This window comes from Pseudomonas costantinii, from assembly GCF_001870435.1.
In the GTDB taxonomy this organism is placed as follows: Bacteria; Pseudomonadota; Gammaproteobacteria; order Pseudomonadales; family Pseudomonadaceae; genus Aquipseudomonas; species Aquipseudomonas costantinii.
Map to the genome: position 1 here is coordinate 213,175 of NZ_MDDR01000035.1, position 23,854 is coordinate 237,028.

General features: G+C 55.8%; 14 protein-coding genes. 3 read left to right on the forward strand and 11 right to left on the reverse strand.

The annotated features are described in order from the left end of the window. Positions 1-7: 7 nt before the first annotated feature. Positions 8-1,861 carry an Lnb N-terminal periplasmic domain-containing protein gene (locus BFL40_RS19735; RefSeq protein WP_071485519.1) on the reverse strand — a complete coding sequence of 618 codons (1,854 nt, stop codon included), beginning with the start codon at positions 1,859-1,861 and terminating at the stop codon, positions 8-10. Positions 1,862-1,952: 91 nt separating this feature from the next. After that, entirely contained in the window at positions 1,953-2,441 is a 489-nt protein-coding gene (locus tag BFL40_RS19740) for a DUF3015 domain-containing protein (RefSeq protein ID WP_071485520.1), read from the reverse strand. Between the two features lie 267 nt (positions 2,442-2,708). On the opposite strand from BFL40_RS19740, the gene BFL40_RS19745 reads away from it, so the two are divergent. After that, positions 2,709-5,147, forward strand: a complete 2,439-nt coding sequence (locus BFL40_RS19745) for a Lon protease family protein (protein WP_071485521.1) — start codon at positions 2,709-2,711, stop codon at positions 5,145-5,147. Between the two features lie 226 nt (positions 5,148-5,373). After that, positions 5,374-5,703 carry a PA4575 family protein gene (locus tag BFL40_RS19750; RefSeq protein WP_071485522.1) on the forward strand — a complete coding sequence of 110 codons (330 nt, stop codon included), beginning with the start codon at positions 5,374-5,376 and terminating at the stop codon, positions 5,701-5,703. 3 nt (positions 5,704-5,706) lie between these two features. Here the strand turns inward: BFL40_RS19750 and BFL40_RS19755 are convergent, their stop codons facing one another. After that, a complete protein-coding gene (locus BFL40_RS19755; protein WP_071485523.1) occupies positions 5,707-7,530 on the reverse strand; it encodes a hypothetical protein in 1,824 nt (607 codons plus the stop codon). Between the two features lie 162 nt (positions 7,531-7,692). On the opposite strand from BFL40_RS19755, the gene BFL40_RS19760 reads away from it, so the two are divergent. Then, complete coding sequence (locus BFL40_RS19760) at positions 7,693-8,181, forward strand: TIGR00645 family protein (protein WP_071485524.1); 489 nt, start codon at positions 7,693-7,695, stop codon at positions 8,179-8,181. Positions 8,182-8,196: 15 nt separating this feature from the next. Here the strand turns inward: BFL40_RS19760 and BFL40_RS19765 are convergent, their stop codons facing one another. From BFL40_RS19765 to BFL40_RS19800, 8 genes are all read right to left on the reverse strand, one after another. Then, on the reverse strand, positions 8,197-9,636 hold the full coding sequence (locus BFL40_RS19765; protein ID WP_071485525.1) for an ArnT family glycosyltransferase: 1,440 nt from the start codon (positions 9,634-9,636) through the stop codon (positions 8,197-8,199). A 141-nt stretch (positions 9,637-9,777) separates the two neighbouring features. Beyond that, complete coding sequence (locus BFL40_RS19770; RefSeq protein WP_071485526.1) at positions 9,778-10,803, reverse strand: hypothetical protein; 1,026 nt, start codon at positions 10,801-10,803, stop codon at positions 9,778-9,780. Positions 10,804-11,394: 591 nt separating this feature from the next. Next, positions 11,395-13,377 carry a DUF3732 domain-containing protein gene (locus tag BFL40_RS19775; protein ID WP_071485527.1) on the reverse strand — a complete coding sequence of 661 codons (1,983 nt, stop codon included), beginning with the start codon at positions 13,375-13,377 and terminating at the stop codon, positions 11,395-11,397. After that, positions 13,361-13,858, reverse strand: coding sequence for a three component ABC system middle component (locus BFL40_RS19780; protein WP_071485528.1), 498 nt, complete (start codon positions 13,856-13,858; stop codon positions 13,361-13,363). The genes BFL40_RS19775 and BFL40_RS19780 overlap by 17 nt, the downstream gene beginning before the upstream one ends. After that, the gene (locus BFL40_RS19785; protein WP_071485529.1) at positions 13,855-15,048 is read right to left on the reverse strand and encodes an ABC-three component system protein; all 1,194 of its coding nucleotides are present in this window, start codon (positions 15,046-15,048) and stop codon (positions 13,855-13,857) included. Before BFL40_RS19785 ends, BFL40_RS19780 begins: the two co-directional genes overlap by 4 nt. A 402-nt stretch (positions 15,049-15,450) precedes the next feature. Further along, positions 15,451-17,490: a DUF8724 domain-containing protein gene (locus BFL40_RS19790; protein ID WP_071485530.1), complete on the reverse strand. Its 2,040-nt coding sequence runs from the start codon at positions 17,488-17,490 to the stop codon at positions 15,451-15,453. Positions 17,491-17,500: 10 nt separating this feature from the next. Next, positions 17,501-21,061 carry a DEAD/DEAH box helicase gene (locus tag BFL40_RS19795; protein ID WP_235864695.1) on the reverse strand — a complete coding sequence of 1,187 codons (3,561 nt, stop codon included), beginning with the start codon at positions 21,059-21,061 and terminating at the stop codon, positions 17,501-17,503. Positions 21,062-21,070: 9 nt separating this feature from the next. Continuing rightward, positions 21,071-23,854 carry a DISARM anti-phage system protein DrmE domain-containing protein gene (locus BFL40_RS19800; RefSeq protein ID WP_071485531.1) on the reverse strand — a complete coding sequence of 928 codons (2,784 nt, stop codon included), beginning with the start codon at positions 23,852-23,854 and terminating at the stop codon, positions 21,071-21,073.

Sequence of the window (23,854 nt, forward strand, 5' to 3'; positions counted from 1 at the left end):
ACTTTAGTTAGTAGTGGTACCACTTCACCTCAAGCATCACTTCGTTTACCGGCGTCGATAAGTGGCTGTATTCGCGCTGCGCGCTCAGTCGCAGGCCCAGGTTGCGCGATAACTCCCACTGCTGATTCAGGCTGATACTGCGCCGTACTTCGCCATTGGTGAAGAAATCGCCCTTGGCTTCCAAGCTCAAATTCCCCAGTGGGTTCTTCCACAGTACGCCGGTATTGAAGCCGGCAGCCGGGGAGATAGCTTCGTTGAAGTCGTTGTTGTGTTCCACGCGTACGGTGCCGAGGGCGAAGCCGAGCATGTCGTCGCTCAGCTGCCAGGTGCCTCCGGCGCCGCCGTTGACGTGGGCGACCAACGTTTCGTCATCGTGTTTGCCCGGCACGCGTTCCAGGCCGCCGGTGACTTGCCATGACCAGGGTTGCAGCAAGGCGTTGCGTGGGGTCAGAGAACGGATGGTGGCCAGGTCCAGTTGTTGCAGTTGCCAGTGATTGCCTTCGTACTGGCGCAGTTTCATTTGCAGGATTTCGATCTGCGCGCCGAGGGGGAAGCCTTCGGCGTTGTCGTTGAGGTCGTGGTAGGCCATGCGCAGGCCGTACTCGCCAAAGGTTTTGCTGCCTCGGGTGCCGACGCCGGCTTGCCAGGTGCGCGACTCGTGGCCATTTTCCGGCAGGCCGGGGCGTTCGACTTTGAGGTCGGGCGCGGGGTTCTGGTTGATGGCGCGCAGCAGTTCGAAGCTGCGTTGGGAACGTTCGGTGTCGCGTTCCAAGCCATTGGCGCGGTAGCGGCCCAGGCGGTAGGCGGCGTCGATGATCAAGGCTTGGCGATCCTTGGCGATGGCCTTGAACGCAGGAGCCTGCAATTGCTTGGCGTCGTCGCTGATCTTCAATACCCATTGCTGCTCGTCGCCGTCCAGCGGCTTGGCGCGCTCCAGCAGTTCGCGTTCGCGAGAGGGGCGGTAATCGATCTTCTCCACCAAGCCGGCGTCTTTTACCGCCTTGACCGTGTCGGTGGGGATGGCCGTCAGCGGGAATTGCTCGGTCAGGCGCAGGCTGGGACGGGCCACTTGCAGCAGTTCCAGCAGGCGGTAGGAGCAGTTTTCATCGAAGAAAAAGTAGTCGAACTGAATCTGTTTGAGCTCCCACACATGCTCGACCATGCGCTCGGTTTCGGCCTGGGTCAGGTTCAGGCGGTATTCCCACAGGTCGCGGTTTTCGAGGCTGCGGTACTCCGAGAGTTTTTCCTGATAAGGCACCAGGGCGAACAGGCCGGGGTAACCGCCCATCAGGCCTTTCCAGGCATAGAGGATGCTGTTGTCCGAGCCTTCGATATAGGCGCCGAAGTTGATCGCATAGCTGAGCAGGGCGGTGTTGTTGCTCTGCACGTCAGCCTGGTCGATGCGCAGCAGGGTATGGCCGAACATCGACGACGGGCTGTTGAGGTAGGCCGCCGGGAAGATCAGCACCGCACTGTGGGGCGCGACGTCCTTGAACCATTGCTTGAATTCTTTGCAGTCTACGGCGGGCACGTCGGTCAGGTGCAACTGATCCTTGAGCCAGCGCGTGCGTGCGGGGTACACACATTGGGCGTGTTGTTCACCCAGGCTGGCCGGAGCGTACAGCGCTTCAACGGTGGCCTTGAGCTCGGCGTCCGGGTGGTGGGCACCGTCGGGTGCGAGGAAAAACTTTTTATCGCTGACATAGCTGCGCCAGCCTTTGAGTTTGCCGGCTTCGTAATGGCCCAAAGATAGCCAGAACGGGTCGTTGGCCAGTTGCTGCAAACGTTGATCATCAATAGGCGGGGCCGCGTACAGCGGGGCGCAGGCAAAGAGTGCCAACCAGGCAAGGCGTTTGAGCATAGGGGCAACTTAAGTCTGAAAAAGTGAGACCCAAAGGGGAGGCGGGCCCAAAAATAGAGCCCGCGCCTCGGAAGGCGCGGGCGGGTCGAGCTTAAGCTTGGGTTGCGTATTTCGCCAGGCGTGCATCGCCTTTCAGAACGGCGAGGGTGTTGGTGTGTACGTCGTCAGCGGTCACGTCGGCCTTGCTGAAGATCTGCTGGAAGTGCTCGTGGGTCACGGCAGCAAAGTGCTCGCGATCTTCAGGGGCGACGCCCAGTACCACCGCGTAGGTGGTCAGCGCTTCGCCGTTGCCTTTGGCCATGTCTTCGGACAGCTCGTTCATCATGCCATTCATGGCAATCCACGATTTGCCGCCGTACGTCAGCTTGCTGTTGGTGTTACAGCCGTTGGTGCCCGAGGTCATGCCGAAGGTGGCGTTACCCGAGGTGCCGTTGGTGGTGGATGCCAGGAAGTGAGCCGGAGTGCCGCGCTGGCCGTCGAACAACATGTTGCCCCAACCGCAGTTCGGGCCACCGGGTGCTTCTGCCATTGCATTGAGGGAGACGACGGTGAAGAGAGTACCAAGAAGGATCCGTTTCATAGCTTTGTTCTCTTTGTGTGCAAACCAATAGACAAGGGGGTAGGCGCATCGCAGCGCCCTAGGGGCCAGTTATTAGTCCAACCCGCGCAGTTTGGAGTTTAGGCATGATCCAGGGGTTCCGTTATTTTTTATAAAACAATCAGCGTTATCGCGATTTTTTTGTAGGACGCATCCAGTGTCTAGGCTTTCCCACAGGTGCGCCTTGCCAGAGCGCGTAACCGGGAGCCAGAATGCCGTCATCTGCCCCGCCTGATGTAAGGAAGCCCGATGCCTGATCCTGTTGCTGCCAGCTTGCGTCTAGCGCCTGAAGCGCTGACCCGCCCTTTCTCCGCTGAACAGTTCAGCTTCTCGACCACTAATGATTTGGAGCCCTTTCGCGGTGTGCTTGGCCAGGAACGTGCAGTTGAAGCGTTGCAGTTCGGCGTGGCCATGCCGCGCCCCGGTTACAACGTGTTTGTCATGGGCGAGCCCGGTACCGGCCGCTTTTCGTTCGTCAAACGCTACCTGAAGGCCGAAGGCAAACGCCTGCAGACCCCGGCTGACTGGGTCTACGTCAATAATTTCGATGAGCCTCGCGAACCGCGTGCACTGGAACTGCCTGCTGGCGGCGCAGCGGCGTTCATCAACGATATCAACGGGTTGGTCGACAACCTGGTGGCGACTTTCCCGGCCGTCTTCGAACACCCGACGTATCAACAGCGTAAAAGCGCTATCGACCGCGCCTTCAACCAGCGTTACGACAAGGCGTTGGACGTGATCGAGCGCCTGGCCCTGGAAAAGGACGTGGCGCTGTACCGCGACAGTTCCAACATCGCGTTTACCCCGATGCTCGACGGCAAGGCGCTGGACGAGGCGGAGTTCTCGCAACTGCCGGAGGTCGATCGCGAACGTTTCCACACCGATATTTCTGAGCTGGAAGAGCGCCTCAACGAAGAGCTTGCCAGCCTGCCGCAGTGGAAGCGTGAGTCCAACAACCAACTGCGTCAGTTCAACGAAGAAACCATCACCCTGGCTCTCCAGCCTTTGCTGGCACCGCTGTCGGAAAAGTACGCAGAAAACGCCGCTGTCTGCGGTTACCTGCAAGCTATGCAGGTGTACTTGCTGAAAACCGTGGTCGAGCAACTGGTGGACGACGCCAAGACCGACGCCCAAGCGCGCAAGCTGCTCGAAGAGCAGTACTGCCCGAGCCTGGTGGTGGGGCATCCGGTCAACGGCGGCGCACCGGTGGTGTTTGAACCGCACCCGACCTACGACAACCTGTTCGGCCGTATCGAATACAGCACCGACCAAGGCGCGCTCTACACCACCTATCGCCAGTTGCGGCCGGGTGCGTTGCACCGCGCCAATGGCGGCTTCCTGATTCTCGAAGCCGAGAAAATGCTCAGTGAGCCGTTTGTGTGGGACGCGCTCAAGCGTTCCTTGCAGTCGCGCAAGCTGAAGATGGAGTCGCCGCTGGGTGAGATGGGGCGTCTGGCTACCGTGACCCTCAACCCGCAAATGATTCCGTTGCAGGTCAAGGTAATCATCATCGGTTCCCGCCAGCTGTACTACGCGTTGCAAGATGCCGATCCGGACTTCCAGGAAATGTTCCGGGTGTTGGTGGATTTCGACGAAGACATCCCGATGGTGGACGAAAGCCTGGAGCAGTTCGCCCAGTTGCTCAAAACCCGTACTTCGGAGGAGGGCATGGCGCCGCTGACGGCGGACGCGGTAGTGCGCCTGGCTACTTACAGCGCACGGCTGGCTGAACACCAGGAGCGTTTGTCGGCGCGCATTGGCGACTTGTTCCAACTGGTCAGCGAGGCGGATTTTGTTCGTCATCTGGCGGGTGACGAGATGACCGATGCCGGCCATATCGAGCGCGCGCTCAAGGCCAAGGCCACGCGTACCGGGCGGGTGTCGGCGCGGATTCTCGACGACATGCTCGCCGGGGTCATCCTGATCGACACGGCAGGCGCTGCGGTCGGCAAGTGCAACGGGCTGACCGTGCTGGAGGTCGGTGATTCGGCATTCGGCGTGCCGGCGCGGATTTCCGCCACGGTGTACCCGGGCGGCAGCGGTATTGTCGACATCGAGCGTGAGGTTAACCTCGGGCAGCCGATTCACTCCAAGGGCGTGATGATCCTCACCGGTTACCTGGGCAGCCGTTATGCCCAGGAATTCCCGTTGGCGATTTCGGCAAGTATCGCGCTGGAGCAGTCCTACGGTTACGTGGACGGCGATAGCGCATCTTTGGGCGAGGCTTGCACCTTGATCTCGGCCCTGTCGAAGACGCCGCTCAAGCAGTGCTTTGCCATCACCGGCTCGATCAACCAGTTTGGTGAAGTGCAGGCGGTGGGCGGGGTCAACGAGAAGATCGAAGGCTTCTTCCGCCTATGCGAAGCGCGCGGGTTGACCGGTGAGCAGGGGGCGATCATCCCGCAAGCCAACGTCGCCACGCTGATGCTCGACGAGAAGGTGCTACAGGCTGTGCGGGCTGGGCAGTTCCACATCTATGCCGTGCGTCAGGCGGATGAGGCGTTGAGCTTGTTGGTTGGCGAGCCTGCCGGTGAGCCGGACGCCGAGGGGCAATTCCCGGAAGGCTCCGTCAATGCGCGCGTGGTAGAGCGTTTGCGCGCGATTGCCGAGATGATCAGCGAGGAGGACTTGAAGGAAGCGGAGAAGGAGCTGGCGCAGCAGGCGTTGGCTGAAGCCAAACCAAGCTGACTTTTTGTGTTGAGGCAGCTTTTGTGGTGAGCGGGCTCGCCACAGAGCTGCAAGCCTGCCATAAAATTGACTCCAGCCTGAGGGGCCAACACCGTTGGTCCCTACAGCCTTGGTTTGTACGGTTTTTCTTCTATTCTCACCTCAAGGGATATCCACAGGAGTCGCAGGATAGAGACAGCCTCGCCATGCGTTGAGGTTGAACACCGAACTACCGAGGGTCGCCGCCATGCCGCGCAACCTTTGCCTTACCCGCCAATGCCTGGGTCTAGTCACCCGTATCGAATGCTCCATTCGCCCTCTCGCGGGGGATAACGGGATGTGGACCTTGTTGTTTGCCGCCGGAATGACCGGCGAACAGCCTTCCACGATCAAGTCTCAAGGCCCGTTTCATGGGCCCTTCGTGGCAGAAACCATTCTTGAATCGATTGTGGAAAGCCTGACGCTGCACGGTTACGCGCTGGCGGACGACCCGCAGATCTGGTGCCTGCACCTGCAAGCACATTTGCGACAGCTCAATGGCGGGCGGGTGCAGACGCTCAGTGATACCCACCACTGAGCCTTATTTGCTTTCGGGCTTGTCCAGCTTGACCTCAAAGCCGTATTGCACGGTGTTCAGCTCAGTGCGCTGGTAGCTTTCCAGCGTGGTCGGTTGGCCGTAGAAATAATGCACGTCAAATAGCGCCGTGCCGTACTCCTCGGCGCGGTGGCTGACGCCGAGGATCTCCTTGAGGTACTTGCCGCTGGCGTCCTTGGCGTAGAAGCGCCAGCTGTCGGCGGGGAACTCTTTCTGATCGACAATCAGCGCGTTGTCCTTGAGCGACAGGCCTTTGGGCAGCTTGGCGACGTCAATCGTGGCTTTGTCGATGGTGGCCAGGAACAACGGGACCGAGCCGACTACAAAGGCCGGGTTTTCCGGGAACAGATTGAGGTCGTAGGTGAGCGTGCCGCTTCCCGCGTTCAACTCGAAGGCTTCGGCCGGCAATTCGATGGGCTCCCCGCGTTCGCCCTTGTCGTCCGCCGTGAAGAAGGTGATAGGGGCTTCGCTGCTGTTGCGTTCGGCGCCGACCAGGTCGTCATTGAACGTGAAGGGGTGGTCAAACACGATCTTCGCGGCACTGGCGTCTTCGGTCGATTGGCTGATGGTGACGCTTTTTTTCAGCTGGTCTTCGGTCATTGATGCGTCTTTGAGCCAATTGACGGCGCTGTCGTCATACACCGTGACCGGCATCGGCAAAGCTTGTACGGTTTTCTGCAGGCTGTTCTTGTCGAAACGCAGTACCGGCAGGTCGAGGTCTTTGCGGGTGAGGGTGGCCTTGGAAAAGTCCAGGACGTTGACCTGCAGGTTGTCGATCAAACCATTGAAATACACCTTGGCGTAATGGCTGCTCTGTTTGTGTTCGAACGCTTTCTGCTCGTCCGTCAGTTGCTTTTCAAATGCATCTGACCAAGCTTTCTGCTTTTGCATCTCGGCCAGCTGTTTCTCGTAGAAGGCCACTTGTGCGGCATTCTCGTTGATTGAGCCTGAGCGGGTTAGAAATTGCCCGGTGCTGTCGCGTGCCTGCACCAGCAATGGGTTGGGGGATTCGTCACCGACTTCCGGCGCCAATGGAGCGCTGTTGGTCATCTCGATCTCGGCGTAATTTTTCTCAAGCAGCAGCAGGTTGAGGGTGATATTGCCCTCGGTGCGTTTGTGGCCTACGTCTTTTTTCGACAAGTCGAAGGTCAGTACCTTGCCTGGCGCGATCACTTCAACCGCGCCTTTAAGGCTGACGGGTTGTGGCTGGCTCTTGTTCTCGGTCTCGACACCCTCGATGAATGGGTAGGTGATCGTCAGGTCATCGGGGTTGGTCAGGTTGGAACTGCTCGGGCTGAGCTGTATACCCGGGTCGGTTTCCGACCATTCCGGTTGGAAGGGGATGACTTTGTTGTTGCTCAAGGTCACCGACTGCCATTCCAGGCCGTGTGGGAAGGGGAACTGGTCCGGGGTGTTGAAGCTGAACGGGAAGACCGGCTGCAAATCCGTCAGGTAGTCGGAGTGTGAAGCTTTGCGCAGCACGAACAGGCCATTGATGTAGGTGTCTACCAAGGCTTGGGGCGTGGGGTAGTGCGTGAGCAAGGCCAGGGTGTCTTCGCCGTATTCAGCCTCGATGGGCTTGGTAGCGAGTTTGCTCCGTGCCCGTTCCAGCAACAGCAGCGAGCCGCCAAGGTCGGCGACGGCGTCTCTGAGCTTGGGGTCTTGAATGCTGTCCAGCGATTGTTCGAACTTCGCGGTTTTCTCTTCGAGGGTAGCCTGCTTCTGCTCTTCTTTGGGGGAGCAGCCGCTGGCCATCAGCAACACCGCACACAGGCCGATAGTGGCCAAAGGGGATCGCACATCCGTCATCTGAATCTTCCTGTCCGACATCATCGAGCCGAGTGAATGGTCTCGACACTAGCAGAAAAAATCTCTTACAGATGCGGTCTAGGTCAGTTTTCTCACGGTTACAGGTGTTTGTGAGTGGCTGGTATACTCGCCGCCATTTTTAGCCAAGCTGTGTGAGATCCAATGGAACGCTTTATCGAAAATGCTATGTACGCCTCGCGTTGGCTGCTGGCGCCGATCTATTTCGGCTTGTCCCTGGGGTTGCTGGCGCTGGCGCTGAAATTCTTCCAGGAAGTGATTCACCTGCTGCCGAGCGTGTTCTCGATGGCCGAGTCGGAGCTGATCCTGGTGCTGCTGTCGTTGATCGACATGGCCCTGGTCGGTGGTTTGCTGGTGATGGTGATGATTTCCGGCTACGAGAACTTCGTCTCGCAGCTGGATATCGATGAAAGCAAAGAAAAGCTCAACTGGTTGGGCACCATGGACTCTTCTTCGCTGAAGATGAAAGTGGCAGCCTCCATTGTTGCCATTTCGTCCATCCACCTGCTGCGCATCTTCATGGACGCCAAGAACGTCGATCCGCAGCATTTGATGTGGTACGTGATCATCCACATGACCTTCGTGATCTCGGCGTTTGCCATGGGTTACCTGGACAAGCTCACCAAGCACTGATGCCCCGCGCCAGTCTTACTGCTCGACGAAGTAGTAAGGCTGGCGACCGATCGCCATCTCTTTGATCACAGTCACCTTCTCAGCCAGTTGCTCGGTGCGGCCCAGTAGCGCCATGTTGCCAGGCTTGGCAGCGAGAAAACTGCGCAACTCAGCTTCGGTTTGCAGGATCGGCAAGTAGCCCTGCAAATAGAACACGCTGGCCCCGGCGATACGCTCGTTGGGTTGGAACAGTACCACTTCCTTGCCTTCGGTTTGATAGGCCTTGGCCTGGCTGATCACCGGTACGAAGGACTCACGTAGGTCGGCTTTTGGTGCAAACCAGAAGGCGGCTGTCATGTAACTGGCGATCAGTAGCGTGAACACACCGCTGATCACGCCTCGGTGATAACGATACAGCGCCGGTTTATGCGCTTTGAGCCACTCCAACAACACCCCTGCATATTCCGCTGCAAGTACGGCGGCAGCGGGGGTGAGTGCCATCAGGTAAACCACGCGTTTGCTGGAAGCCAGGGTCAGCAGGGTGAACTGCGCCACCAACCACACACTGAAAAACAGGCGATAGCGGTTGCGCACCAGGCTTTTGCGGAAGTGCCACAGGCCCAGGTACACCAGAATGTTCCAAGGCAAGAACGCCTCGGGCAGTTTTGCGATGTAGTAATAGATGGGTTCGTAATGCCCGGCTTCGACAAACGAGCCGCTGAAGCGCCCGACGCTGTTGGTCCACAACACTTCGGCTACGGCCTGCATGCCGCCGCGCTGGAACAGGAACCCCAGCCAGATCAGCAGCGGCACCAGTGCCAGCAGTGTAAACAACCCCGGCTTGAGCCAGTCACCGATGCGCAAGCGTTTATCCATCACGCTGGTGCTGACCAGGTATACAAAGATCACAATGCCCGGCATGGCCAGGCCCAGCACACCTTTGCTCAGTGTGGCGATCGCCATCCCGACGGTAAACAACGCCCAGGCCCAAGCGTTGGAGCCTTGGCGCTCGGACTCGGGGCGCATGGCTTGGTAGAACGCCAGCAGTGCCGTGGTCACGCCGAGGCTTAGCAGCGAGTCTTCGCCCACGCCTCGCACGTTGCCCCAATAACTGGCCATGGTCGCCAGGATCAGAGCCGCGCAGAAAGCCATTGTCTTCGGGCGCCCGAACTTGCGCAGCATCCCGTAAAACAACATCACGCTGAACAGCCCGGCAAACGCCGAAGCCAGGCGCACAGCCCAGGTAGTCCCACCAAACAAGCGAATGGCCCCGGCGTCCAACCACAAGCTCAGGGGTGGTTTTTCCAGGAAGGGTTCACGAAACAGGCGCGGGATCACCCAGTCATTGTCCAGGTGCATGGCCATGGCGATCCCGGCCACACGAGCTTCGGTGGAGCCTTGCAGTTCATGGCTGCCAAGGGCGAAGAAGAACAACAAACCTGCGAGAAGGAGCAGCAGAGGAACGGGACGCGTCATGGATTCTGGCTACCGGGAGTAGGGACCGGCCGGGGGATCGGTCTTGGGCAATCGGGGAGTATACGAGAGTAGTTCTTAATATTTCGTGAATGACTGTGGAGATTTTGTAAGGCGAACCAAGTGAATAGTCGAGCCAGTGACTCAGGGAGATTTCAAGCTGGGCAGTGCCGCTTTGCCTTGTTCTGTCAGGACAGGTTCCAATTGCTCCCAGGTGAAACTCAAGTCGTTGTCGCAGCCGTCTCCGGTGGCAGGCGTCGAGAGCTGCAGGCCTTGGGTGTTGAAGCTCAGATCGAAGGTGGAGTAGTGGGCCACGGCCGGGCAACCTTCGTCGGTGGTGGTTTGTTTGGCGAGCCACATGCTGAATTTAGCTGGCAGCTTCAAGTGACCGGAGTAGGCGTCATACCATTCTTGATGCCCTCCGAGCCAAGCCCACGGGTCAACGCTTTCACCGGTTTGCAGGTTCCAACTATGCAGACCCCAACTGATACCGCCGCGACCATAACCGGCGGTCCAGCGGTAGAACCGCACGGTGATCCACTGCGAAGACCAGTAGAACGGCTCCACCGTGATCTCACTGGTTGAGGTGCCGCCGCTTTGGTCCAAGGCATTGCGCCGCTCGCGATAGAAATCGGCCTGGCCCTCGGGGCTGACAGCCAACTGCGCGAGGTCGCGATTGATCTTCTCGATTGCCGGCCCCTCACCTTCGAGTTTCAAGATGACCTGCCCACCTTGGGTTTTCACTTGATAGGGATGTTCGCTGAAGGTCTTCTTCTCAACCGTTACGGGAGGTGGCGCCGCCTCGAGAGGGTTGTTGTAGGTGTCGCTGGCGCAACTGTCCGCATCAGCACGTTTCAGCGCCAGTACCAGGCTTTTACCCCCGAGGGTTTTGCTCCAGGTTCCCGCCAGCGTGTCACCTTGGGGTTCGTCCAACTGCCAGAAACCGGTATTGCCTTCTTCGGCCCACGGTTCGCTGGCGTTGGCTTGGGTCAGTTGGATAGGGGTGAGGATGCGCTGGTAGTAGTAACTGCCGTTGGATCCATGGGCCCCGTTGAAACAGGCCGTAATGGCGGATTTGCCCAGAGTGCCTTTCCAGACACCTGCCAGCTCGGCAGCGGAGGCGAGCAATGGCGCGCAGGCGAGGACGATGACAGCGAGGGGCTTGAGCACGGGTATCGGACTTCCGGTTGTCTGATAAAGGCTGTCAGGTTAATGGGAAGTGTGGGGGGATTCCAGAGGGCGGGGCCTTGTGAGGCGACTCGCCTTTTGTCGTCTGTTATTGCGTGGGTATTTGAGGAATCCTGGTGAATGGCTGTGTCCCCCCAGAAACAACAAAACCCGCACTAGGCGGGTTCTGTCGATGCTTTGAATTGGTGGGCCGGGGTAATCTGAACGCGATATATAACCTATTGTTTTTAAAGCTTTATTTGTTTCTATTTTTTGATTGGAATACTCTTTGGAATACTAAGTCCATTTGCAAGGCCCTGAGGTGTGATCGGCCAGGCCGATGAGATTCCACCACATCCAAGGGGATCCGATCAAAGCAGATATCCCTTTACCGTACTTGTTATCAACGGTGTTACGACGATCTTTGGTAAGGCATCCGTGTAGGCAACTGAAGGCTCACACTATGACCAGCTCGGCCCGCTCTCATTTCCAGCACCGATGACTTTGACGGAAACGGCCAGTATCCAGAGGCCGGTCTGCGTACTCGTTGCCGATCAGCCATGTCGGGCGACAACGAGTATCCAAATGCTGCGGTTAGACCCAAGTATCTGGGATGAGCCCATCACCTTTCACGTCCCAGCTTTCAACTGAGTGGGTAAGGGGGATGTCCTTCCAGATTTCCTTGCCGGCGTGCTCAAGCACGATGATCTGAAGGTGGTTATTGGAGCGTCGGAGCCCTTCAGCTAAGACGCTGAAAATGCGTTGGGTCGCAGTGACGTCTGTTGGCCGGGTACGCTTGAGCTCCCGAATATCTTCATCAAGGCCGTTGTCGCCGCTATGGCTGCTTGGGAAATACACCTGACTGGGTTGGTCGATTACCAAGAAGCTGAAGGGTGGCAGTTCCTTGTTTTCTTCTAGGGACAGGAATTCGTGAATCGCGAGGAAAGCTGCGATGTGGTAGCCCATCCAGTTAGCACCGCTTCCGACCTCCCACAGGTAATCCTTGCGGTTTGGTTCGCTATCGAAACGTAGCGTCAACTCCTTCCTGTCGAGTTTGATCTGCGATCCTTCAGGTGCCTCTAGGCCCCCGAATGCATCAGCATAGTCACCGATCAACTCTCCGATCAGGTAGTCGACTCGACGCTCCTTGTCGACGCGATTTGTCAAACTCAGGGTGCGATCGAATTTTTGAATGATGCCATCCAACTCTTTCAGTCGCGCAACCACGGTGTCATCTGCTGACGTCGAGCCTATGCGTTTTAGCAGACCGGATATGTCGCCTGCGAGGAAATAGATCTGCCCGATCACATCTTTGAGTTTTTTGTCTCGACTGAGGATCTCATTTTTCTCAGCCCTCAATTTAAAAAGCTTTTTTTCCTCTGCCGACAGATTGCGTTTTAGGGTAGACAGTCGATTGTCGACGACTGGGTTTTCTTGCAGCACTTCCGAGATCTGCGTGATCTTGTTGACCTTGACCTCAAGCTTATCGATCACCTCGGGAAGAACAGAAGTGGCGGAGCCGCATGCCACGCACTCGCCTTTTGATTGGACATTCTTCTTCAGCCAGTCCAAACCAATCACGTGAGATTGCTCTAAGCGGATCGCATCAACGAATTTTTCGCCACTCTGTTTCAGGCTGCTGTAACCGCTGATGTCGGCAGCCAAGTTTTCCACGATATCCTGCTGGGCAGCTTCTTTGGCAAGGGCAACTTCGAACGTCTCGTTAGTGTGCAGACGGTTAGGCTGAAGAAGCGTTTGTTCCAGCCGTCCTGCATTGTAAGCCTCGACAACGGATCGCAGTAACGCAATCCTGCTGTCGATGCCCGCAGGAGTTTTGGCAGGGAGCAAACCAATCTCGATGCAGCTGTTCAGCATCCGATTTACTTCGAAATTCCAGTTATTTTTTGTCCGATCGAGGAGAACAAGCTCTTTATTGAGGCTCTCTCGCTCTTTTGCTGCCTCTTCGCGGCGACGCTCAGTCATTACGTAATTCGCATTCACGATGCCAAGCGCGTAGGGCATCGCCCGAGTCAGGCGCTCTTTGTGTGTCCACGAATCGGTTTTGAAGAACAGGGTGTTCGGGTTGGCCACAATGTGCTGAGGCAAATAGTTGAAGGCGGCCATGTCCCGAAACGAGCTGCGGCTGTCGAGCTTTCCAGGTTCTTCGTCGTCAGAGTGCGGCAGATCGCTCATCCTGACCAGGCTGTTGAATTTGTCTTTGAAGGCGTTTGCATTCAAATTGCACGGCAGGATGTCGGGCAGGTCGCCTGTGAAAGGCGAGAGGTAGTAGTCACTGGACGTCTGCCTGTTGCCGGGTGTGCGTCTTGCAACAACCCAGGTTTCGTTGCGAATAGTGATTTTCAGACCGAACCACTCGACTTGGTTTCGAATGAAACCGATCGGGATCTGACATTTGCTGGAGCCGAGGGCGTAATCGATGATGTGGATGATCGACGATTTACCAGTGCCGCTCAGACCATGAATGATGTTGATCTTGCCGGGTTCGAACGTGATCTCCCTAACAGAATTAGCTTGATTCTGGGGCCACAGCAGGACGGCATTAATTTCGAATTTCATTGGGAATTCCGAACAGCAGCTTATAGATTTGAGGGGTTGAGACGCTGGCTAGCCAGCTTGAGAGCTGCTTGGTGGTCTTAAGCATCTCAGGCGGTATCGAGGCTTTGGTGGCATTCGGCCAACGAGTCACGAGACCTGTGAACACATCACCGTCTACGCCTGGTTTCTTCACTACCAACTTGGCTGATACCGCAAGGTTCAGTCCTTGAAACGTCGAGGCGGTGTACTCCTGAACCCGGCGCTCCAGATCAATCTTCAGCACAGGCGAGTCTCGGAGCACGCTGTCTATGGCAGAGGCAGTGTTTCGGGATGAAAGCGCACTGCTGCTTGCCGGGTTCCAAACGATGGGGAGCACCAGCAAAAGCTTTGGAAGGTCAACAGGGTGATCTGCTGACTCGTATTCGTTTATGAAGTACGCAAGAAGGAAGCAGGCCAAGGAGGTGTTGTGGATCAAATGACGATCCATGAAAGGCGCGCTCATTGATCACCCTCCGGGTCTTTGTGCCAGTGAATGGGGTGCTCTATGCCGTCGCCCCCATTCGCCTGGTGGTGATAGGTGCCCATAAACAGGTATCTGAATTTAGATTTGACGCGACCTATCTCCAGCTCGAAGGTGTGTGGAGTGGATGTCAGTTGGTAAACGGATAAGAAATCCTGTGCGTTGAAATCCTCTGGATCCTTATTTTCCTGTACGCACCGCGCGGCCTGGTTGGCCTTCCACTTGTCGCACAACTCCTCCTCAACCGCACTCAAATCGCTGGGCAAAATTCTGTTTAGCCTGAGCAGGCGGGCACGTTCGGAGTATGCAGCCCAATAGTGGCCAAGCTCTTCTTGGAGAAGCTTAGGTCGCAGGTTTATGTTTTCGAGCTGTTCGATAAACGCAGGCTTAATCTCAGGGTACTCGTCTATCAGCGCTTTGAACTCAGTATCGGCCTGGGCCAACGGCTTCCAATAATCCTCTAGAAATTTTTCAATCAGCATGTGCTTCCGATTGAAAAATGGTTTTGCGGTTGTCCAGTAGGGTGTGCCTTTTTTCCAAGCTGTCTGGCATTCGTTAAACAGCTGACCCATTAGGCCTTCATATACCAGATGCTGGCTGTCCTCCATTCCTTCTGGAAACTGCAGGGCGGCGTAAATCGCATCCTTTAGCGTCTGATCATTCATGCTGTCCGCGACATGAAAGCGCGATATCACGTATGTGAGATCGGCATCGGTATACGTCATAACCTCAGCGGCTATTTCCCCAGCCACACCCGACATCTTGCTGGCATGATCGCGCAAAGCTTTGACCGCCGCAGCGACTGCTGAAGGTGTGTCCGCCTTTGAGAGCGTGCTGACTAGTGCTTTGTCCGGTACCGTTCGATTGGTCACAAGCACGAACTCAATAGAGTTGTACTTGCTACTGGCATCAGCCAGCTTTTTGAGCCAATTACGCAACGTATTCCAGACGTTCTTACTGCTGTCCTGCAGGGAGTATTTTTTGCCGGTGGTTAGCTTGTTCTGCTCCCAAATAGTGGTTGTGCCGTTGGCACCCGGGATCTGCTCTTCCACATCGTCCGCAGTTTCGATACCGAAGTACGTGCCAGGATTAGTGCTGTGAAAAATCCGGTGTAGCGCTCGCTCATATTGGTAGCCGAAACCTGCCGCGCTTGCACTCGCGTTGCTAGTCATCGTTCCTTCTCTTGATTTTGTTCGCTGTCAGCGAGGTCGATAACGCAGACTTTTAAGAGGATCCAATCTGCAGGGGGAGGTCAATTTACCTGTAACGATTCCAAAGAGCCACCATCTGCGTAAGGTGTTGCAAGTTTTGGCTCTCACTCTAAATTCTCTGTTGTAAACGCCACTATGAAAGGGTCGCCGTGGGCGAATACGCGCTAATGTGGTGACATCTCATCGCCTACCCAAGTCATGGAGTTGTGCCAAGTGATGCGGTTTACCTTGGAGGCAGCTGGGGATGTTTATCCGACCGATCAGATTGAGATGAACCGTTCCGCTTCGATTGAATTTGGGTTACTCCGTGAACACGAGGCGGCCAGGCCGCCACCACCTGACAGCTCTGGCGACCTACACATGTTAAGGCGCGCTCCAAAAGCCTTTTGGGATGACCAATGAGGCATCTCTGTTAGCCGGCCCGCCATGGATGTATGCCCGGGACAAACCTTGGTTGAAGGTTTCGCACCCGATCTCAACTTGAACGCAGCCGCTGCAGGAGCTGCCGACGTCTGTGCATACCGGATCAAAGGCACAATTGAAGGCGAACATGCTGGCATCATCAAACCAGCGCTGCAGATAGTGCTGGAAAAGGGTCAACAAACCGCCTGCTGTATAGTTCTGCACGGACGAGACGTACAGAATCACTGACAAGTCCATCGGCAGCAGGTATTCCTGAATGCTCTTGGAGTCGTAGCCTGTATGACGTCTCGCCGTGAGCATCAGGGAGTGGCTGATCGAATGCAGCAAGTGAAACGGAGTACCTTCTTCCGGATGGGCTTGAGGAATGGCTTTGGAAACCAAGCCAGGATGCATCGACAGAACAGGGTACTCGCTCAGTAGGTATGCGTGGCTCTTGGATCTGTCAGTGAAAATATCGTCGCCTGGAGATGCCAGATGCGCTGAGTCGACACACCATTGCAGCACCTTGCGAGGATCGAGCCTGATCCAGAGCGCCTCGGTCTTCGCTGCCATGGCATACACTGAGGTCTTGCCTCTCATTGACTCGTCGACACGGTCAGCAAAGGCGTTGAGCACTACCGGCGGAACCCCGTCAGTGACGGATGGACTACTTTTTTCCCTCGAATACCCAAGCGTTGCCAAGACAACGCGCAAATCGGGGATGTGAGAGATCGATTCAATGCCATAGCGCGTTTGTACGCTGCTCCACTGCGCGAGCAGAGCGTCTCGCTCCATGGGATCGGCTGTTGCCGTAATGTGCTGCTGAAACGATATGCCAGTGACGTCATGCTGAAGAAATACTGCCTCAAGCGCCCGGCGATGCTGCATCAATCCGATTAGGGTCCTTTGATCGGGAACCAGCGTATGTACCTCCTTGAAGCAACCGGCCGCGCTCGCTAGTTTGGCATCGATCTCCCCAATTTCCTTTCTTGTGGATTCCAGCATCTCTGCGATGAAGGGATTGGTTTCGGCGAGCTGAGTGCACGCTAGGACGCTTTCCTGCTTTTTAGCTCGGCTCTCCAGAAGCGCTGCCTGTTCAGCAACGTCAGCAACATTTGAGGACAGCAAATGAGTGAGTTTTTCCTCAAGCTCCCGTCCGGTTATTTTTCGAAGCAGCGCAAGTGCAACACCTTCCGCGATGTCCTGTACCCGCCCGCCATCTGGTGACTGTTCCTCTTGGAGGCACTGCAGCAATTTCGCAATGAGTTTTCCTCGTTCCTCGCTCAAAGCAATGTACTGAGTGCTCTGAGCGTAAAAGGACTCCCCGCTGGTTAGCGGTGTGCCCCGTTTGTTGATTTCTTGTTGATATCGGTCGTCGCAAGCAGGACAGGTTTCCTGGAGCGAACCTGCAAGCTTGTCGTTGGTTTCGACATCAAAAAAGGAGGAGTGAATGAACGAGCCAGTGTCTCTATAACCGATATTTTTGTTGCGCCTTGCCGAATGGTGAATATAGATTGGGCTGTCATGGCCGCACCTATGCACAGCCACATATGGAATCTGGATCATCTCCCCAGGGCAACCTGAACGCTTGCACGAGATATAGCTTCTCCCGGCTCGGTTTTTGATCCTTGATTCGATCTTGGCAAGCGCCTGGTCTTCGGTTAACCAGGACTCGTGAAAATCGATCACCTTGCATATCTTGCAGGTGAGCATCAGCGGCGCTGGCGTGACCGAGATCTCGGACGGCGATTGAATCTCAAGGCGCTTCTTTTCGGCAGCTGTCATAAAAGCGGGATCGACAGCCCCACCTAACCTGACCCAGTCGTTGACGAAGTTAAGTACGGCTTCGCGCAGTTGCTCTTTGTCTACACCCTCCAGCGCTGAGCCATTGCTGAGGACACCCGCGACGCGGCCATAGGCTTGATTTCGTAATCGTGTGTAGGCGCCAGGGAGAAACGACTCCCGGAAAAGACGGCTTCGGCTTACATATTCCTTTTCCATATTCGTATCCTTACCTGGCCAATGCCATTAGAACTTGGTCGGCTGAACCGTTAACCGGTTTAATCAAAATCTGATTTTCGATATCCCGAAATGAGCGGAAGGGGGCGTAACCAAAAATGTCCCCCAAAGCTTCACTCAGCGTTTGATCATTTTTGTTGCCCGGCCAGTTTTCCAGTTGGAAAAACGCGTTGTCGATACGCTCTTTCAGAGCGGCATTGAATCCTAAGATCACCCGTTGATCGAATCGAGGTTGCAGCGCTGTTGGAATGCGAAGTGAGTTGATGGCTACGTTCTTGATTTGCTCTGCGACTACCTTGCCATTGCTCTCACGCAGCAAGGAGACCAGTGGTCGAACGTAGTTCGAGATATCCGATCCCCACGGTTGTTGGCGTGCCCAGTTCAGGATGACCGATGAGAGAATCCCTGGCAGCGTGCGATCAATGATGTTGGGTGCAAAACGGTTAATTGGAACCGAGTCGACAAGACGATCCAAGAAGGTGTGGTAGTCGCCGAAGTTCATGAAAACACCCGACTCGAACAGCTGGTGCGATGAGAGCACGCAGAACACAATCCCGGGGTGTACACGCCCGCTGCGTGCAGATGCTTGAATGTATTCAGCCGTAGATTTTGGCCACCCGGCCATGATCATGAAGTTCAGCTCAGCGATATCGACCCCGTGTGACACAACGCTGGTGGCAATGATGTGTCGGCAGGTATCGTCCGGGGATTTCGTCTCAACGTGGCGAATCGCATCGAGGATCATATCCAGACGGGTCTCTCCATCGAGCAAGCGGGCGTTGCGCTCGGCCCCCGTCTTATTGTTGACCTCTTCCATGTAGCGCATGATTTCCGTGATGTTGCGCTTGCTGTTCGCGTACACCAGATCAGTGTTCAGATTCTTCTCAACGTATTGCAGGGCATCGCTGGCCTGCGCAGCGGTGAGTCCAATCTGGGAAAGCAATGAAGCATCACCGGCGGCAAGGCGGGCTCGCCATTGATCAACCTGATCCAGAAATCTTGAGCTGATTTCAGCCACCGCCTGCATCGCAATTCTTCCTCGGCCAATGGGAAGAATGCCAGCGAACCACCGACGAATCAGTGGCATTTCGGTTTCGCTGTCTCGCACTTTGCGGGCGTAAAAAGATTCGCCCTGATTGACTCCTGGTGCCGGAAATCTCACCGCCTGTTGCAGGTACAGGTGATGGATATGGTCTTCGAAATCTTTGATGGTTGCCGTGGCTGCCAGCACCTTAGGGGCTCGGCCTTGATGGCTGATCTGAAGATTACTCAGCAACGTCTCATAGTGGGCGTCGAAATTCCCAAGTGACTCCCTCAGCAAATGCAATTCGTCTTGCACGAGGAGTGCGAAGCCCGGATCTTTCATCGGCGCTACTGCAACTACTTTAAGCTCGCTTGTTCGGGTGTTATTGCCGCATTGCACCGCTTCCCAAACGTCGTTTTTCAGAACCATTCGACGGTGCTCGCATGCGGTTTTTTGTGTGAAACCATGCTCGGGGCAATAGTAGCGTGCTCCACCGAAATAGTTCACGAAGCGCTTGTTGTGGCCAATGACAGCTAGCTTATCCACGGTACCGACGAGCACCGATGGCAGGTACCGATAGCATTCCTCATCTGATACGTAGATGCCAATTTCGCCCCGAATTCCTTCGCCGTGATTGCCTGCATCGGCTTGCACGTTCGACCAACAATCCTGGTTGCTGCACACGTGCTTGATACGTGCTCTGGTGAGGTCTTTCTGGATGCCTATGGAGCCAACTGAACCACAGTAGGGGCAGTCACTGATGAACTGGTAGGTCTTAAGCCGATCTTCGCTTATAGCAGGCAGGAAGCCTTTCTGAACGTTCTCGCCAAAGTTGCTGCTAATGCTGTTGGGTGTTCCTTCACCAGTGTAGTAGCCGATCGTGAACGGCCATCCGCCGAGGTCTTCACGCTGGCGGATCTTGTTCGTCTGTGCCAGCACATACGAGAGTCGTTGGAATTGCTGTACCGACAACATGCGCAGGGGAAAGCGCATCCATGCGGTTGTGCCGTGATCCCGCCCTTTGAGCCTTCCCAATAACATCGCCATGCTGATGATGCCGAGATACGCTTCCGTTTTACCGCCGCCGGTTGCAAACCACAGTACATCTGCTGTCTCCATGCTCCCTCGCAGTTCTGCGACAGGGGCATGGCGCTCAAAGATCGAGCGTATCTGGGTCAGAATGAATCCAAGCTGAAACAGGTGCCAGCCTGTAAATTTCTTACCCTGCATTTTGATGGCGCCCGCCATGGCCTCATTCATCCACTGGAAACACTGACGCACATCGTCGTTATCTCGCAGCAGGCTTACACCATCTCGGATTCTGTTGATTTCAAATTGGAATGAATCCCTGTCTTTCATCGCAATATCGCGATCAGCCATGAGCCCTGCAGACTCTAAAGACTGGATGCGGGTCGCCCAGAGCCCTAGGTACTGCTCTTGAGCACTAAGAAAACTGTCGCAAACGATTAAGGGATCGCGCGCGAGAAGCTCATAGTCTGGAGCGTGGGTCATGCCGACATCGCCCGGGCGTGGCGCATCCACCCGCGCTTGAGCTGAAGTAGGCATCCCGTCAGTCATGAACTCATTGTGGTCGAGATGGATAACTCCGCAGCTGACCCCGTAGCCAGGCAAACCGTCATCATCTCTGTAGCGATAATCTTCAGGTTGCAAGCGGTGAGGAACTTTGTGGCTGGTTCCTGCCACCAGTTTTGCTACCAATCGAGCATCGAGCAGGTAGGGGAACTCCACGCCAAAAGCACGCGCATGCGCAGTGGTCGTCTGGTTCTCCAGAAACAGCTCCAGCAGAAAGCGGCCTTCCATATTCGCTCCGAATGCGCTGGGAGCTGGGCGCAAGCGACCGCGTACATTGACCTCATAGCTCAGAATTTCATTTGGATCGGAGATGATCTGCTCGTACACCACCCGGTTCAGTCCAGGTTGATCGGCTAAAGCAGCTGCACTCCATTCAAAATTTAATCGGGCGCCTCCGTTTGGATTCAAACGACAGCGTCGCATTATCCGCGGATCGTCCAACCAGCGACGTTTTTCATTGTCTAGGGTGGCGGTTACCGTCGCTTTTGCGGATATCCACTCGTTAGGTTTTGCGGGATCAAACGCCAGCGTGATTCCAGAAAAGCAGACTGTGTAACGTTTGAACGTCACAGAGATGGTTTGGCTCTTCCGTGGATCGGTACCATCGAGCATGATGTCGCGAGCCATGCTGCTCACGTCGGGAATGTACCGGTGAACGACGTCAAACTGGCCGTTCAGCTCGCATTCGACAAAACCTTCGCCATCTGGAGACACCAGAAGCACGATTCCTACCGAGTTAGGTGGCTGTGGCCCTGTGTAGTCCACGTCCGGTGATGGGCCAATACAACCCACCAGGCTGAGCCGGTTAGGCTCGGTGCCGTCATACAGTTTGCCTTCAGGGGGTAATACGTCTGCATCCTTGTCGCTGAGCCGCAAGCGCATTTCGCTGAGAAATGCGGCTGTCAGTCCCATCTCTTCTCGATAATTGAGCGTCATGGATCGTCCTTAAGATTGTGTGGTTTCCAGATGTTTACCGGCATGGTGGATCACAATAAGTTTGTCCTCATCATCCCAGTCAAAATGGATGCGTAAGGTGCGCGAGGGATCGCGTGCGTTGCCCAGGCAAAAGTGTCTGTTGATATTGGCAGGCTTGCCTTTGTATTTGCGGTTATCGGAATACTGTCCCATCGTCACGCTGGACATCTTGGGATGAAAGTCGATGCTTTCCTGAGTGAAGTGTTCAAGGACGTCGTGCAGGCGATCGGTCTTGTCCCGGTAATGCTCGTAAAGCTTGGTGGCCATGAGCGACAGGCACGCCCGAAACTTGGCAGTGTCCCTGTAGACCGAGTCACGCATGGACTTGAGCGCAGGGATTGTTAGATAGATTCGCTGTGGGTGCAGTGTAAGGATGCTGTTCACGACCTCCGACAACCCCTCGTCCTTCACCGCAACGGCTTGAGTAACCGGCGACCGGATCGACCTCACGGTGGCGATTTCAATCATGTCGTCAAAGGTATGGCCGTCTAATGTGAGCGTGCCAATGGTGATGGTGGTGGCGCCTTTACTTCGATCCAAAAGCGCTTTTCTAAGCTGTTTTCCAACCTGCTGATGCGCGCTGCGCACCTGCTCGATAGCATTGGAAATATAGACAGCTGCATTCTCCGGCTGATTGACGTTTGCAAGGCGCGCGAACACCAAGACGGCGGCACGATCGCGGGGGCCGTACACGTTATGTCTGTACCAGTTCCAAACGGTAGCGTCGCTTACGCTGACATTTTCCTTCTTCAGATGAACTTGCACCTGAGAGGGCTTGAAACGAGCGGATACCGCATCCACGATTAACTTCCACCGATCGGCTGCACGAATCATCTGCTGCATGCCCTCCGATAGCGCGACCATCTCGAAAAGCTTTTCTTGAGTCGCAAGGCGTTCATCGGTGTATTTGAGCAAGATGATCAAATCACCTTCTTCGAGCTGCTCAGCAGGAGTTGGATGGATGTCATCATTCTTGAGCACCAGAACCGGCCGTTTCCTGCTCCATGGCAATGGAGCAGGCGATTCATCTGTCGTTATCCAGACAAGTTCCGGGCTCAGAATCTCGCCGTCTTGGACGTCTGGGATGGGTTCTACCGGCTGCTCAAGCAAAAGCTCAAGCCAGTTATCTAGCTTCATCTCCAACGGAATAACCGCGTGATGCTTGCGAGGTGGATACTCGCTGTGGTCGGGTTCGGTGACAATCGTGAGTACAAGAGGATGAGATAGTGTTTCTCCGTCTTTGCAGCCGCTCCTTCCCCAATCAAGCTGCCAGTGCTTTAATTTGTCCCCTGCACTTGCGCTTGCCGTCCCATGTTCCAGCCACCAGCGCTGGAGCAGTCGCTGAATCTGATCGGTTTCATAGGCATAGGCGAGTACCGTCATCTTCCTGCACGGAAGGGCGAGCCAGTGCTGACGTGTTGGCCACAGCATGCCAGTGATGATGACCTCATCAAACATGCCGTGGTGTTGCCGGTAGGCTTTTACGCCATCCATCGCCGTGAGCTGAATGTTCTCGATCCACTCAGCATGTAGTGAGTCATCCAACCAGTTCCCTAACGCCAAAACCTCGTGTTGACTGCCACACAAGACTAGCGTTTTCACCCCATCTGTGCGGGCTTGAGCCAGGCGTCGCTTTAGCCATCCAGCCTTGCCCGATACCGATTTCATCAGCAACTCGTGTACGTCAGAAATCTGCTTGATGAGGAAGCGAGATGCCATGTCAGTTTCGCCGTACTGACATGTTCCTTTTTCTGCGAGCTCCAGCCAGCGATGAAAACACCGCACAGGAAACAGGCCGGGCCGGGTGGCTGCCTGAAGCACCCCTTCAAGGCGGGCAAGAGGAACGACCAACTCGTTTAGTCCACGAAACACTTTCCCGATGATGGTCAGCCGATCCTTCAGGACGGGATCTTTAGAGCGGTCAAGCTCCCGGCGCAGGTGAAAATAACGGTTGGCGATATTTAGGAGACTGGCATTTGCTGTTTCGTCGCTGATCAGTGCTTGCTGAAAGTTCGGATCAGTGGGTGTCGTAGATTCGATCATTGCCCTGTCTGAGAGGCGCATGATCCATAGGTGAGTGCGCGTTCGATTTGTCCGCATTTTGGCGATAGCCTCGCCATCGCCCAAGGACAGCAAAACGATCCGCGGTATGTGAGCAAAGCATTCCTCCAGCGCACTATCCACTGCCCACGCGTTATCGTTACCCCCACGCGTGCCATCCACCACGATGACAACTGGGCGGCTTCCTCGGCTGATAAGGTCAGTAAGCTCCATTAAATCAGCAGATCCATCCACCACCAGAGTTTGGGAGGTGGTAAGGGTTTTACGCTCTTTTAGATGTGCAGGGCGTAGGACTCGTGCATGCAGGGCAGCTACTCGCGAGAGATCTTGAGAACCTTGGCGAGGCCTGGAAACGAACACGATATCTGGGCACTGTTCAACGTTTCCGGGATTGAGCCATGGAGCACGAATGCCGCCCTGAAGCGCATCCATCCGAATGCGGTGCAGGTAAACCATTAGTCGTGTGATGCCTTCCCCGCTCAGTACCGGCAACGCGAGAGCTACTGATTGCCCGTACTTCAACGCGCGCCCCGCCACAGCGAAGCTTGCGGCCTCCCCAATATCTGGGGGCGACAGGCCAAGGTTGGCCCAGGCGTCGGAGGAGGGCTGCAGCAGCTCTGCTGCGGGCACAGCCCCCCAGCTGGCCTGCATTTGAGTGATCCACTCGGCGCGGTTTGTGATTTCCGTGGCCAT

Coding starts and splice junctions, on each gene's coding strand:
- BFL40_RS19750 (WP_071485522.1), top strand. CDS start 5,374: ATGCCGCGCAACCTTTGCCTTACCCGCCAATGCCTGGGTCTAGTCACC.
- BFL40_RS19800 (WP_071485531.1), bottom strand. CDS start 23,854: ATGGCCACGGAAATCACAAACCGCGCCGAGTGGATCACTCAAATGCAG.
- BFL40_RS19760 (WP_071485524.1), top strand. CDS start 7,693: ATGGAACGCTTTATCGAAAATGCTATGTACGCCTCGCGTTGGCTGCTG.
- BFL40_RS19765 (WP_071485525.1), bottom strand. CDS start 9,636: ATGACGCGTCCCGTTCCTCTGCTGCTCCTTCTCGCAGGTTTGTTGTTC.
- BFL40_RS19755 (WP_071485523.1), bottom strand. CDS start 7,530: ATGACGGATGTGCGATCCCCTTTGGCCACTATCGGCCTGTGTGCGGTG.
- BFL40_RS19795 (WP_235864695.1), bottom strand. CDS start 21,061: ATGACGCTCAATTATCGAGAAGAGATGGGACTGACAGCCGCATTTCTC.
- BFL40_RS19740 (WP_071485520.1), bottom strand. CDS start 2,441: ATGAAACGGATCCTTCTTGGTACTCTCTTCACCGTCGTCTCCCTCAAT.
- BFL40_RS19735 (WP_071485519.1), bottom strand. CDS start 1,861: ATGCTCAAACGCCTTGCCTGGTTGGCACTCTTTGCCTGCGCCCCGCTG.
- BFL40_RS19780 (WP_071485528.1), bottom strand. CDS start 13,858: ATGAGCGCGCCTTTCATGGATCGTCATTTGATCCACAACACCTCCTTG.
- BFL40_RS19785 (WP_071485529.1), bottom strand. CDS start 15,048: ATGACTAGCAACGCGAGTGCAAGCGCGGCAGGTTTCGGCTACCAATAT.
- BFL40_RS19775 (WP_071485527.1), bottom strand. CDS start 13,377: ATGAAATTCGAAATTAATGCCGTCCTGCTGTGGCCCCAGAATCAAGCT.
- BFL40_RS19745 (WP_071485521.1), top strand. CDS start 2,709: ATGCCTGATCCTGTTGCTGCCAGCTTGCGTCTAGCGCCTGAAGCGCTG.
- BFL40_RS19790 (WP_071485530.1), bottom strand. CDS start 17,490: ATGGAAAAGGAATATGTAAGCCGAAGCCGTCTTTTCCGGGAGTCGTTT.